Raw genomic sequence first — 13,720 nt, 5'->3', positions numbered from 1 at the left:
ACGGGACACTAGCGTTGCCGGAGGATATTTTCGAACTCGGGAACGGCTGTCAGGGGACGTAGCCGGGGGTCATTCGCGATGGCGCGGGGATTTTTTTGCAGTCCCGTCTCCAGTGCCCTGCGCAGGTGGGCCAGCGCCTCCGGCACATTGTCGACGGCGGCTTCCGCACAGGCGCTGTTGTACCACAGCATCGGATTATGGGGATCAAGCTGAAGCGCCCGGTGGAACAGATCCAGCGCCCCCCGGTAGTTGCCGCGCGCGGCATACACCTTGCCGAGGCAGTGCAGCCCCTCGGGCGAAGCGGGGTCCAGCCCCACGGAAACACGGGCCATCTCTTCGGCTCGCACCACATCTCCCCGCTTGATGTGATACATCGCCATGACCTGGTAGCCGTACGCATAGCCGGGATTGCTCCTCAGAAGCTCATCCAGGAGAGGCCCCGCTTCCTCAAGCCGCCCGGTCTGCACGCAGAGGTCGGCCAAGGCGATCAGGATGTCCCGGTCATGGGGAGACTGCTTGAGAGCCAGGCGGTAATAGCGCAGGGCCTCGTCCGTTTTGCCCAGCCCGTTATATGCGTCGGCCAGATAATAGGTGGTCTGCGGCGTCTGCGGTGCCTTTGCGTAGGCATCGCTCCACAGGGTAAACGAGTCTTTCCACACGGCCGCCCGCTGAAACGACAGCATGGCAAGCCCCAGCAGCACCGCAAGACCCGCGCAGGCCGCCGCCCTCCTGGTGCCGCGCAGGCGGTCGTATGCCCATACCCCACTCCCCGCGACAAAGGCGGCGCCTCCCAGCATAGGAAAATACAGATAGCGATCATTCATCAAGGTTACAATCGGCACGATCTGGGATACGGGCAGCAGGCCGATAAAGAAGAGGGCCACCCAGAAAAACAGGCGCCGGTCCTTGCGGAAGAGCATGATGGCGGCACCCAGGACCGCCGTGAGGAGCAATGCCGACAGGACAACCACGGCATCCACGCCGGTCCGTACCTGCGGCGTGTACACCGCGCTGAGCCGGTGCGGCCAGAACATCAGCCCAAGGTACCTGACGAAGACCGGCACCATGGTCAATGCCGTCGCCATGGGCGAGCCACCGTAATAATCCCGTCTCCCGCCACCCGCCTCCGGCATCTGGCTTTCAAGCGCGATCAGGGCGACCGCCCCCGCGGCGATCGCATAGGGAATCTTGTCGTACAGCAGCTCCTTCAGGCTCTTCCGGCAACCGTAGCAGAGGTCGAACACGAGAAGCGCCGGAGGGAGCACCACGGCCACCGACTTGGACAACAACGCCAGAACATACAGGACGACGGACAGGGCGTAATAGGCTCTTTTTCCCGAGGAAAGCGGGGACGGGGGGCACTCCCGGTACCGGTTGTAGCTCAGGAATGCCGCCAGAAAGAACAGCATCGCCAGGAGGTTTTTCCGTTGGGAGATCCAGGCGACCGACTCCACCTGCACAGGGTGGAGGAGAAAGACCAACGCCGCCCCGAAGGCCCAGAGCCGCCGGCCGGTCACCTGCAGCAGCAGCGCATAGAAGAGCATGCCGTTGGCGGCATGGATCAGGATGTTGGTGAAGATGAAGCCCGAGGCCCGCAACCCCCAGAGCGCATAGTCGGCCATGTAGGAGATAATCTGGACCGGTGCGTAGTTGCCGACAAAATAGTCGCTGAACGCTCTCCGCAGATGTTCTGCCGTGAGGCCCATCACCGCGCTATTGGCGGTCACATAGCCGTGATCGTCCCAGTTCAGGAATTGATGGGCAAGACACCGGCCGTATACCAGGAATGTCGCTGCCGCAAGGAGGGCAAGCGGGAGGAGGTGGGGGCGCAACCGCCTGACGACGGCATCATGCGTACTGTCGGAGTTCAAAGCCGCCATGGCAGGATCCTATTCCGAAGTTGGTCCCCGGGGCGGCTCGGCCCGGTGCGACGCCCGGGACCGTGCGGTTTCGTCCGTTTCCTGGGAATCGGAGTCGCCGCTCTGCCCGCGGGCCCGGCGCGATGGCGCCCGATCCACATCGGCGGGGACGGCCTGGGTGGGTGGAGGGGGCTGCGCCGCCTTTGTTTCAGCCGGCTTGTCCTGGCTGTCGCCGCTGTATTCGATGACGATCTCCGTATCCGTCTCGCGGATGGTGCCGTGGCCGGCCTGAACCGGCAGGGCGTACAGCACCATCATCAACCCGGCCAGCGCCAATTCCCTTGTCATGTCGCCTCCCCCATCTCCCGCCGACTGTAGCAGCCCACCCTGCGGAGCCTTCCGCACTCGATCTGCATGCTATCAAATCCCGGGGCCGACCGCAACGGCATTAGCCTTAAAACAGCCTTTGAATCCACGAAAAACACGAACCACGTGGCGGTACGGTGAATCGGCCTTTCACCCGGCAGGCTGGGGCACCTTTGAATAGGTGCCGGCAATGTCCGGTCGGGTTGGTGCGGCAAACCAACATTCCCCTCTCCGCCCTTTTGGGGCACCCTCTCCCGCCGGGAGAGGGTGGCCGAAGGCCGGGTGAGGGGATAAAACTCTCTTGCCAAGACGACACCGGACAGCGCCGAATACGTGCGTCTTTCGTGGACCATCGTCTGTAACGTCCGCCTCCGCACTGCCGGTTTAAAAAAAGCCCCACCTCGTACGAGGTGGGGCCATATTGCACAACATATCAGGCAACTACATCATGACTACGGACGTTCTGCGGTATTCCAGGCCTTGGAGGTACGGTTGTAGCCCAGGAAGTACTGCCATACCGCATCGTTGGCCGTGGTGCCGCTGGCATCGGCCGGTTTGGCGCCGATACCGCCGCTGGCGGCCAGGTACGTGCTGACCGACTGGTTCATCAGACCGTCATCGAGGTAGTCGATGGTGTCGTAGATCAGGCGGCGGGTGTAGGTGCGGGCATGCAGGAACGCATACGGCTCGCGTGCCAGCAGGTTGAGGTTGAATGCCGCACCTTCGTTTTTCAGCGGTGTTGCCAGACCGGTGGTGAAGGCGGTCCAGTTCTTCAGAGCGTTGGCAGAAGTGTGAGCAAAGCCCGCTTTGTAGAAGTAGGGATAGGCCGAGGAATCGAACTCGGTACCCAGTTTGGTCTGGACCAGGGTCTGGAGGATGCTCATTGCGGTGTCGAAGGGCACTTTCTGCTCTTCAACCAGCAGCGGCTGGTCGCCGGCGGCGTTCATGCCCGCTTCGGCGGCGTGGCAGTTGTTGCAGGTGTTCTGCCAGGCAGCGGCATCGACCTTCAAGGAATGGCCGGCGCCGGGGCGCACGGTCTGGTCGGTTTCATACCCCTTCAGGTGGCAGGTGACGCAGGGGCCGTTGGTGTCCAGGTTGCCGGACACGAAGTACGCCGTGTTATGGCTGTCGCCATGCATGGCGGCGGTACCCAGGTTGCGGTGGGTACTGGTGAGTGCACCGGCGATTGCAGCGCCGGTGGTGCTGACGGTCATGTCGGCATTGGACGTGAGGGACATGCCGTAGGAGGTGGTGCTGCCAGAGGCAACCGGGGTCGTGGCGGTGGTGAAGGCGGTGAAGCCGACCTTGGCGTACATGAGGCCTGCGGCCGCCATGTAGTGGCTGTTCTGGAAGCTGCTGTTGGAGAAGTTGAGACCCGGGGCAGCCGTTACCAGGGCAGCACCGGAGAGCCTGCCGGCGTGGCAGGGGATGCACATGTTGGACTCGCCCACATCCGGGAAGGTCGCGTTGAGGTGAGCCTTCACACCAGCAGAGCTGATGTTGTAGTAGGTGGAGACTGCCGGGACGGTAAGCCGTGCGCTCGTGGAGGTCAGCGGATTAACGTGGCAGGTGTTGCAGTTGAGCGGCGAGTTGACCGTACCGTCGGTAGCTACCGCTTTGACGTTGGTGAATGCCGTGGAGCCGTCGGCGCCCACGAACTGGGCAAAGCCGGCTGCGGTGTGGCAGCGTACGCAGTCGGTTGCCGGTACGTTGGTGGCGAACGACGTCGTTACACCGGCAGCCCTCCACAGGTGGTTGGAGGCCGGGATCCAGGGGAGAGCGGTGGTTTCGCCGTGGCCGGACTCGGACCAGGCGACCCGGGCCGCGGCCTGGGTATCGGACTCATTCGGGTAGTGGCAGGTTGCGCAGTCGCTGCCGCCGTTCAGTACGTACTGGACCTTGTAGGTGCCGGATGCGTAGTGACCGTCCGCCTTGAGGAACTCAGCGGCTTCCGTGATGTCGGAAGCGGTGGGGCGGCTGGTGCTCCCCGTGACCGGCGTGACCTTGCTGATGGCGTCGGCGGCCGAGGTGGTTGTTTTGGAGGTTACGCCGGCAGCCGGGGTCGAGGCGGAGGTTACGCGAACCGCGTCGATGGACTGGGCGATGAGCCACTTGGCGTAGCCCGGGTTGTGGGCGAAGGCGGCCACGTCGTTCTGCAGCAGTTTCAGGTTGTAGTAGGCGCCGAGGACTTTCTTCAGGTCGGCGGCCTTGCCGGCGAAGTTATACTTGTTGCCGGCGGAGTTTGCACCCGGGCCGCCACCAGCATTGGCCCAGCCGTAGCTGGTGCTCAGGAGCGGGGTACCGGTGAAGGTCAGGGTCTCGTCGGCCATGATCTCGGCCAGGACCTTGACGGCGGCGTTGAACTTCTCTTCAGCCGCGATGATGTTGTTGCCGTTGAAGGCCTTGCCGTGGCAGTTGGAGCAGACCGTCGGCACTGCCAGTTTGTTGCCGGCCGTGGCGCTGTACACTTCGAAGCCGTGTTTGCGGTGGCCGCTGTCGTTGTCCATGTGGCAGGTCACGCAGGGACCGGCATCGGTGGTGGTGGCCACATCGCCGCCGGAGCGGCCCAGGTAGGCGTGGCTGTTGGTGCCGTTGACGTAGCTGTTGCCGAACTTGTAGCCCATGTTGGCATCCAGGATACCGGCCTGGTTGACGCCGTGGGGTACGCCCGGGCTGACGGAGACGGTACCGACCGTCAAGCTGGTCATGCTGGCGAAGGCGGCGAAGTTCGTCGCGATCGTGTCAAGCAGGTTGCCATTGGTGGCGCCGTTGCGCCCCATGTGGCAGGGGATGCAGACGTTGGAGTTCTTGAAGTCGCTGTACTGGACCAGGCCGCTGTTCAGCTTGCCGAACGGCACGGTGGTCATGTTGTAGTAGGCCTGTGCGGCGGCGACGACACGCACGGTGCCTTCCGCGTCGGTGTGGCAGGCGCGGCAGTTGACCGCTTCAGAGACGGTGTTGGTGTTGTTTGCAGCGGCCGAAGAGGTCTGCACCGTGTAACCGGTCTCCTGGAAGCCCCAGGCCTGCAGGTTGGTGAAGTTAGCTACGAAATTCACATAACCGGTGGTGGTGTGGCAGCGTACGCAGCCGTCGGTGGAGACGTTGGCCGGCGTTACCGCCGAGCTGTACCCCTGGTATTTCCAGGCGCGGCTCGACGAGGTTTTCCAGCGGTTGTTGGCCGAATGGTAGTTCTCGGCGTATTCGCCGTTGATCACGTTGTTGTGGCCGTGGCAGTTGGAGCAGGCGTCGGCCGGGGAGACGTAGGAGGTCGATGCATTGGCAAAGACGTACCTGCTGCCCGAGTACCAGCCGACGGTGGTGACGCCTACGTTCATGGTGAAGACCTTGTTGGCGTTGCCGTGGGGCTTCTTCAGGTCGGTGTCGGTCTGGCTGTTGAACACGCCATAGCCGGAACCGATTGCGTGGCACTGTTGGCAAGCTTGCGTACGGGAGACTTTGCCGGTAGAGGAGTACGCAACATAGGCGGCCGTGGGGTTTGTCTTATGGCTGTGGCACGTAGTACAGATGTTAGCTCCGTACAGGATGCCGTGAGCGCCGTTTTTGTGCGAGGACAGTGCAAAATTACCCTTCTGCAGGTCCAGGCTGGTGTGGGGCGAACCGCCGTGGCAGGCCGCGTTGTTACATGCGGTTACCCCGGCATTGACGCCGGCGTTGTAGTCAGCCACGATCTGGGAGAAGGTCAGCGGGGAAGGACCGTGGCAGGAGGTGCACTGGTTGTTCATGGCGGCGGTCAGGGAGGTCACCGTGACGCGGCTCGACATGTTTTTGAAGACCGCCGTATTGGCGGTGAGGTATGCCTTCACGGAAACGATGTAGTCCGTGACGGTATCCGGGGTGAAGGCAAAGGTCTTGGTGGTGCTGTCGGCGGCGCCGACCGAAGCGGAACCGGCGGCTGCTTTCCTGGCATTGTACTTGTACATGATGCCGGTGGAGGAGGTGTAGGCGGCAAAAGCGGTGCTGGTTGCGGTGGTCTTGACGTTGACCGCGGTGTTCGTGTAGCCGTTCAGCGGAGCGGACAGCGATGCGCTGAGCGTGGGGGCCTGGGTGTAGGTGGCCGTTACCGCCGTGTTGGCGGTGCAGGTGAACGGCAGCGTCAGGACTTCGCCGGCAACGGTGCCGCCGTAGGCCACGACGCCTGCGCCGATGTTATAGGTGGCGATCTTGTAGCCGGCGGCTGCCGAGATGGTGATCGGCATGCTCGTCCCGGAGGAGACGCCGGAAGCGCCGCTGGAGTTGGAGGTGCCGTTGGGCAGCTTGATGGACACGGTGCCGCCCGTGGTCTGGGTGATGGTCACGGCATAGGTCGTGGCGGCGGTGCCGCTGTAGGCGACCTCAACGGAGTGGGAGCCGGAGGTCCAGGGACCGACCGTACCCGTATAGTTGGGGTTCTGGGTAATGCCGTCGACCTTGACCGTGGAGGTATAGCCGGCAGCCATGCTGATGGTGGCCGAGGTGGCGGTGGTCGGGTAGTAGTATTTCAGACCCGACGTCACGGTTGCCGCAGTTCCACCGGAGAGCGCGACATTGTTGCCCGCCACGCCGGTGGGTCCCGTTACCTTGATCGTCAATGTCATCGCGCTGGCGAGGACCGGAACGACCAGGAGAAGCAGGACTGTTATAAGTAAGCCTGCAGATTTACGCATTCTTTTCTCCTTTCAGATTCTCAATCGCTAAGTTTCTGCCTACAGGCCGGTCTACTTGATGTGGCAGGTCAGGCAGAGGGCGGAATCCTTCTGCGGTGCCAGCACCAGGTAGTTGACCGGCTCGGTGCCCGTAGTCGTGTACGTGTTCTTCTTGTTGTGCACGTCGTGGCAGGTAGCGCAGGTCATGTACGATTTACCGTTGGAGAAATAGAGGCGGTCCTGAACCGTGATATTGTAGGTGTTGCCGGTGTAGGTGACGCTCGCCTGACGAATCCAGGGATCCTGATTGGCGGTGGCGGCGGAGATATCGCTGGCGGACGGGCTGCCCGTGGCGGGGCCGACGGCCACATCGGTGTAGCTGAAGCCGACCGGATGGTCGTTGGACAGACCGGCGGTGCCGGCACCAACGCCTGCGCCGTTGCCGAGGGTCGGGAAGTTGTCGCCGGTCAACATGGCGGCGGTGCCGGTGTTGCCGTAGTGCTGGTCAGGGGCGATCGTGCCGTCATGACAGCTCATGCAGAGACGGGTCGGGCCGATAGCCTTGTCGCTGGTGGTTTCCTGCAGTTCGGCGGCGTTGATGGTCGAGCTGGCATAAGCGGTGGTGAACACCGTGGTATCCGTGGCGCGGGACCAAAGCGGCAGATAATCGCTGACATTCGTGCTGGTGGCGGCATGGTGAGGGGTGTGGCAGAATGCGCACACGCGCCCGTTGGAATCGGTATAGCCGTAAGTCGTCATGTTGTGGGGCGAGTTGAGAACACCATCCCCAGGCGCGGCGAGTGCAGCCGAGGCAACGCCGAGAGCACCAAACACAAGTGCAGTCAAAATCTGTTTTCTCATTGTAAGCTGTCTCCTTTTCTTTCGTCTAAAATTGGATTCTACTGCCAGTCTCTTTCGTACAGCATTCGGGTTTGGTATCTGTCTGCCTCGTCTCCTTTCCGCCTTTCCTCTCGCCGGTTTGTCAGTACCGGAAAAGCCTGGTGCTGTTTTTTACCCTGGGCCTGTAATTCCAGGTTGTTACTATATTTCAGATATTTATCCACAGGTCTTGATAGCAACATGAGTGCCAACAAACAAAAATGGGGGGATTGCACACCGTGGCGGTCGGGATCAGGGAGGGAGGTGGGAACAATAGTTTAAATAATTGAGAATGCTTACGAGTTTTTTCCCCTATTCGGGGCGCTCAAACATTCAAAATTAACCATATATATTTTTCGTCGTTTTTGCGGTTTATTGGTTACTTAGCGTCCCCCCATTACGGTTATTTCACGGAGGCACTGTTTTTTCACGTGGTATGACAAAAGACCCCTCTCCTCCCGAAACGGAAGAAGAGGGGTCGCACGGTTTGCCTGGCCGCCAGCCGGGGATGTCAGGGGTAGGGATAGGGGTTGAAACTGGCCGTGCCGGTTGTCGTGGGGTGGCAGGAAAGCCCGCTGGTGCCGGTGCCGGTGACGAGGCAGCTGCTGGTTGACGCATCGTAGGAGGACCCGCTGCCGGCGTAGCGCAGGTCGAAATTTATCAGGTGCAGGGCATTGGAACTGGTGGTGAGCCCGGCCTTGTACGGGACGCCGTGGGGGTCGTGACAGGCGGAGCAGGAGGCCCGGTAGCTGCTGTTGGTGCTGAGCGGGTTGTGCTGGCCCCAGACGTGGGCCCGGTGCAGTTTCCCGATGTTGGTGGCGGAACTCGTGAGATAGGTTTCGTCGTGGCAGCTATAGCAGAGCGGGTAGTTCGAGATGCTCTGCCCCTGGGAGAAGGTGTCCGGGTTTTCCAGGCGCAGCAGGTGGCTGCCCGAGCCGTGGGAGTCGTGGCAGTCGTTGCAGTAGATCATGGTCATGCTGGCGCTTTTGAGGCTCAGCCCCTGGCTGTTCCCGACCCGGACGAATTCCTTGGCCACCGGGTGCCAGGACTTGGCGCTCCCCCAGTCGAAACGCTCGCGCTCGTCCAGCGAGCCGAAGGTGCGTGACACCTGCGGATAGGTGTTATAGTTGCCTGCCAGGGCGGCATCGCCGGAGTGGCACCGGAAGCAGATCTCGTACTCGTAGCTGGCCACGGTCTTCTGACTGCCGTTGATGTCGATGCCCCGCACCCCCTTGAGGACGCCGTTCACGCTGGGCGGGCCGTTGGGCGAGGCCGTGGCGTTGCTCAGGGGGGCGTTCTGCCAGATCGCCTGGTGGGGATTGTGGCAATCCACGCAATGGACATGCTTGTCGGTTGCCGGCAGGGGAAGCGTTTCCGTTTCACTATGCTTGTTGGCGGCGCTGTCATAACCGCCGGACGGGTGGTGTGCGCCGGAGACGGCGAACTGGCTGTAGACGTTGGACGGGTACGAGGAGCTGTTGTGGCAGGAGGCGTAACAGTTCGTGTCCATGCTGGCCCCGGCGGCGGTGAGCGTCAGCAGATCGACCCCCTGCTGGGCCCCGTGGGGGTGTGGCAGTTGACGCAGCCGTTCTTGGCCACATCGGCCGGGATGCTCCCGCTGGAGCGGGTGCCGCCGTTCTCGTGGGCACTCCCCGTCCAGTCGGTCTTGGCGTGGCAGACGGTGCAGAGTGCATCCCGGTGGCTGGAGGTGTCCAACACCAAAAAATTGCCGTACTGGTTGTCATGGGGGTCGTGGCAGGAGGTGCACTCCACGTACAGGGTGCTTGCGCGCCTCACCAGTTTGATGCGGGTGGTTCCGGTCACCGTGGCGGCATCCCGGAATTCGGAGGTCTTGCGGCCATACTCCATGGAGATCGGATGGTCGTCGCGCAGGTCCTTGCCCAGAACGGTCGATTTCCCGGTGGGAGGCGGCGTAAGGGGACCAAGTGTCGCCGAGGTGGCGTGGGTGCCCGGGGCGCCAAGGGCAATGGTGCCGTCGTGGCAACTCAGGCAGAGTCGTGAAGGCCCCTGGGGCTGGCCCGGGCTGGCTGCGATGGTAGTGGACGCGTAGGGAGTATAGTCCTGGGCGGTGTTCTCCTCGCGGCTCCAGAGCGGCCCGGTATAGCTGGTATCGGAAAGCTTGGTCGCGTGGTGGGGGGTATGGCAGAAGATGCAGACCCGCGTCTCTTCCGTGGACATCACCCGGGCCGTGCTTCCCGACGACAGGTTGTGGGGAGAGTTGACGATGCTGTCGGCGCCTGATCGGGAAGGCAGGGCCATGGTTGCTACCGCCAGAGCCGCCAGGATGGCGCGGAAGAGTTTCATGGCGTCACTTCTCCTTTCCTTGCGGGGCCGCGGGCGGGACAATCCGGAAGATCTGGATACGCCGGTTGTAGGTATCTGCCACGTAGATCCTGTCGTTGCGGTCGATATGCACGCCCGACGGCATCCAGAACGTGCCGGCCTCGCTCCCGCTTGCACCGAATTCAAAACGGAAGCCGCCCGACATGTTGTATACCTGTACCGCATCGAGTTGGGCATCGGCCACATAGATGGTGCCGTTACTGTCCACGGCAACCCCTTTCGGCTTGGAGAAGTCGCCGCCGCCGTCGCCCGGCCGCCCAAACGCCCTCCGGAAGACCCCCTCGGCGGAAAACACCTGGATGCGTGAGTTCAGGGGATCGGTGACGTACAATGTGCCGCTGTTGTCGATAAAAAGATCGGTGGGGCGGTTGAATTGCCCCGGCCCGGAGCCTGTTCCTCCGATGCGAAAGCGTTCGTTGCCGCTCAGGTCGCAGACGACAACCTGGCTGGAGGTAGTATCGCTCACGTATAGCAGCCGGTTCCTCCGGTTGAAGGCGATCCCGGTCGGGCGTTCGACGGAATGGATAAAAGGGGTCAGGGCGTTATCCCGGAAGCTATAGCGGTACACCAGACTGGCCGCCGAGTCGGTAATATAAACGTTGCCCGCCCCGTCGCCGGTAATGGCGATCGGGTTCTTGAAAGCGGGCCCTTCCCCTTGGCCGATGATCGTATAGGTGTTCTGGCCGGCATCCATGACGTGGACAACGCCAAAGGCGGGATCGGCGATAAGGAGCCGCCCGGTTTCGTCAACGTAGATGCCGTAGGGGCGGCCGATACGAACATCGCTTTCCCCTACGAAGACATCCGCCAGCCGGCGCCAGAAGCCTTTGCGTATCCCTGCATCCAGATAGCTGCCGACTTCTCCGGCCCAGGCGATCTGGGGCTGTGCGGGTGGAGGCGGCCATTCTATCCGCCGCGTCGTCTGTGCCGCCGAACCGGCGCAGGCGGCCAGCAGCATGCAGAGGATGCCGATGGCTGCGAGACGGCCGACCAATGTTCCCCGCGTCGGTGTGTGGTTGTATTCTCCCATTGGGGCACCTACCGTTGATTTAGAAATAACGTGACACCGTGAAACGCACCGTTTCGTCGGTGGCCGTAGTGCCTCCCTCGCGGCGCAGCCCCAGGGAGGTGTTCAACGATGCAATCATCTTCCCGAGGGACCAGCGCAGGGAGGCACCAACCGTGAGACTGTCCTTCGTGTTGGCGCCCGTTACGTTAATATAGGTCGAGTTGAGCGTCATGTATGTCGTGGAAAAGAGTCGCTTGCCATAACCGGCGGTTGCCGTGAAGGAGTTTTCGTCTGCCCTGCGGCTGGTGGTCGTGCCGGTGGTAACCGGCCCGTACCAGAGATACTGGTCGACCAGTGTCAGCGACAGGACCCCGTCACGCAGTTCGTTGCTGTAGCGCATCTGCGCCGTAAGCGATTCGTGCTTGTCCGCTTCCGAATCAAAGCTGTTGTATTCGGCGCCAAGCGTAACGGAGTCCCATTTCCGCTCCAGACCAAGCGTAGACCTTATTTGGGCCGTCAGACTGGCCAACTGCCCCTGGCCGGCGGAACGGTCCATGTGCGATTGGGAAAAATCACCGTACAGGCGATATTTCCCGCCCAGAAACTGGATATTGCCCCCAAAGCCGTACGCATTGGTTGTGGTCTTCAACTGGGGATCCACCTGGTAGTCATAACTGATCAACAGGCTGTCCCCATCCTTGATCGCCCCGCTGGTCAACGGGACGATCTCGGTCAGGGCCCCGCTGACGGTCACCTGGTAATCCACGTTCAGGTCATAGGGAGCCAGGCGTTTCAAGGCGTCGGCGTTGCGCACGGTGATGCTGCTGGCGATCACGTTCGGTTGTGCCAGATAGAGATGGGAGGCAAAGGACACCGTATGCTGTTCATTATATATGTGCAGCCGGTCGGTGCCAAGGTCGCGAGTGTCCAGGGTGTACTGGCGATAGCCGTTGAGCGAAAGCGTGCTCTGGGCCGGGAGCTGTTTGACATAGTTGAACGACACGCCACCGTTGATCTCCTGATCGTAGCCCGTGGGGTAGTCGTTTTTCCGGGCCCGTAGGTCCAGCCGCGTGGTCAGGCTCTTGAAGAGTTGGTGCTGGAGCCAGGCGCCACCGGTATTATGTTTTTGGGCGCCGGGGTCTCCGCCCGTGCTCCCAAAGGAGTAGTTGGCGCCGCTGCGGAGGCTTTTCCCCCAATCCCAGTGGACTGCTTCGCTCCACTCGAAATTTTTTGTGAAGTTGATCCCGGTCGATTCCGATGCCTGCAGCCGGGAACTCACCCTGCGGGCTTTCGCACCGTCTGCCCACACCAAATCGTTCTGGAGTCTGATTTCATAATGGTTGTCGAAATTGAGCCCCCCCTGGGCGGGGCTGTAGGTATTGTGTATGTTGTACACATCGACGGCGGTGGTGCTGATGGCGGCATTATGGGCGGCATGCAGCCGGATCTCGTCGCGAACCCGCTTGGTGTCTACCTGCAATCCGCTGGTTTCCGAGGTGCCTGTGGCGTATTCGATGGAGAACGGCAGCATCCTGTTTTTCAGCGACCACGAGAGGTTATACGTCGTATTGGTCACCTGGTATGATTTTGAAAATGGGACCGAAACCTGGGTGATGTCCGATTTGGCGGAAAATTCTGCCGGAGCGACCGATTGCCCGAGCAGGAGCCCCTTGATGTCATACAAAAATCCAATTTTCGAAGACGACTGATCCCGGGAACCGCTCTGATAGGTCAGCCCCTGGTTGAAACGCAGCGCGGTCCTGAAGGAGCCCTTCAGCAGACTCGGCCTGATGATGCCGTAATCGATCTTGAAGGTGTAATCCTCCTCCATCTGGTGCTGCTGCGAGGTAGTGGCCTGCTGCTGTCCGTTGAACTGATAGGTGAAGTCAACGCGCTGTTGCGGAGTGCCGAGCAGCAAAAGACCCAACCTGGCCGCTCCGGCCTCCCGAACGGATGTCAGCAGCAAAAACAGAAGTATGAGAGGGAGGGTTGGCTGCCGCATGCACGCTCCCGGTTACTTCAGGAAAAAGAGCACATTCCCGAAATGGGGATCGTGGCAATTGATACAGATCAGGCCGTGGCTTGCCGCTTTCTCGTGCAGAGAAGCCGCCTGCCGTTTTTCGTGGTGGCAGGCAGCGCAGACCTCCGACGGACGCACCTTCAGGAGCGCGGGGTTGGGCGAATTGTGCGGCTCGTGGCAGACAAGGCAATCCCCAACCGCCACCGGGCCATGCACAAAGGAGCCCTTGACGAACCCGGTGTGGCAGACGAAACAGAGTTCATTTTTGGATTTGACGACAAGGCCGCTTTCGGTGGTCTTGTCATGGCAGTTATCGCATTTTTTTTCGTCATAGGGGTTGTGGGACGACGCCTTGCCCGCATCCCCGGCGGCACTGCTCTTCCCTTCAGCCTCGGCGCGCGTCTTGGCGACCACTTGGGCGGCATAGTCGGCGCAGTACTGTTCGGCTGGAGGCATGCTCGGGACGCCGTCGAACAGGGTCGAGGTCAGCTTATACCTGGTAAGCGGGCTGCAGCCCCAGATCATACAGGCAATAGCGGCAAAATATACAACCTGCCGGAGCCTATGGAGAAAGCGATCC

At 61.5% G+C, this 13,720-nt stretch carries 9 protein-coding genes; all 9 read right to left on the bottom strand.

Annotated elements, in window-relative coordinates; translation table 11 throughout:
• Positions 1 to 8: 8 nt before the first annotated feature.
• The 9 genes from FO488_RS00475 to FO488_RS00435 all read right to left on the bottom strand — a co-directional run bounded on the left by FO488_RS00475 (position 9) and on the right by FO488_RS00435 (position 13,665).
• On the bottom strand, positions 9 to 1,880 hold the full coding sequence (locus FO488_RS00475) for a tetratricopeptide repeat protein (RefSeq protein ID WP_149208727.1): 1,872 nt from the start codon (positions 1,878 to 1,880) through the stop codon (positions 9 to 11).
• A 9-nt stretch (positions 1,881 to 1,889) separates the two neighbouring features.
• Positions 1,890 to 2,207: a hypothetical protein gene (locus FO488_RS00470; protein WP_149208726.1), complete on the bottom strand. Its 318-nt coding sequence runs from the start codon at positions 2,205 to 2,207 to the stop codon at positions 1,890 to 1,892.
• A 470-nt stretch (positions 2,208 to 2,677) separates the two neighbouring features.
• Entirely contained in the window at positions 2,678 to 6,889 is a 4,212-nt protein-coding gene (locus tag FO488_RS00465; protein WP_149208725.1) for a hypothetical protein, read from the bottom strand.
• Between the two features lie 51 nt (positions 6,890 to 6,940).
• Complete coding sequence (locus FO488_RS00460) at positions 6,941 to 7,729, bottom strand: cytochrome C (protein ID WP_149208724.1); 789 nt, start codon at positions 7,727 to 7,729, stop codon at positions 6,941 to 6,943.
• A gap of 529 nt (positions 7,730 to 8,258) precedes the next feature.
• Positions 8,259 to 9,257: a cytochrome c3 family protein gene (locus tag FO488_RS00455; RefSeq protein ID WP_149208723.1), complete on the bottom strand. Its 999-nt coding sequence runs from the start codon at positions 9,255 to 9,257 to the stop codon at positions 8,259 to 8,261.
• 23 nt (positions 9,258 to 9,280) lie between these two features.
• Positions 9,281 to 10,072, bottom strand: coding sequence for a cytochrome c3 family protein (locus FO488_RS00450; RefSeq protein WP_149208722.1), 792 nt, complete (start codon positions 10,070 to 10,072; stop codon positions 9,281 to 9,283).
• Positions 10,073 to 10,076: 4 nt separating this feature from the next.
• A complete protein-coding gene (locus FO488_RS00445) occupies positions 10,077 to 11,141 on the bottom strand; it encodes a 6-bladed beta-propeller (protein ID WP_149208721.1) in 1,065 nt (354 codons plus the stop codon).
• 19 nt (positions 11,142 to 11,160) lie between these two features.
• Positions 11,161 to 13,086 carry a hypothetical protein gene (locus FO488_RS00440; protein WP_149208720.1) on the bottom strand — a complete coding sequence of 642 codons (1,926 nt, stop codon included), beginning with the start codon at positions 13,084 to 13,086 and terminating at the stop codon, positions 11,161 to 11,163.
• Between the two features lie 48 nt (positions 13,087 to 13,134).
• Positions 13,135 to 13,665, bottom strand: coding sequence for a cytochrome c3 family protein (locus FO488_RS00435; protein ID WP_149208719.1), 531 nt, complete (start codon positions 13,663 to 13,665; stop codon positions 13,135 to 13,137).
• Between the last annotated feature and the right edge of the window lie 55 nt (positions 13,666 to 13,720).

It is taken from the genome of Geobacter sp. FeAm09 (genome assembly GCF_008330225.1).
GTDB lineage: Bacteria > Desulfobacterota > Desulfuromonadia > Geobacterales > Pseudopelobacteraceae > Oryzomonas.
Note: the sequence above shows the minus strand (reverse complement) of the source record. Positions and strands in the feature narration are given on the sequence as shown.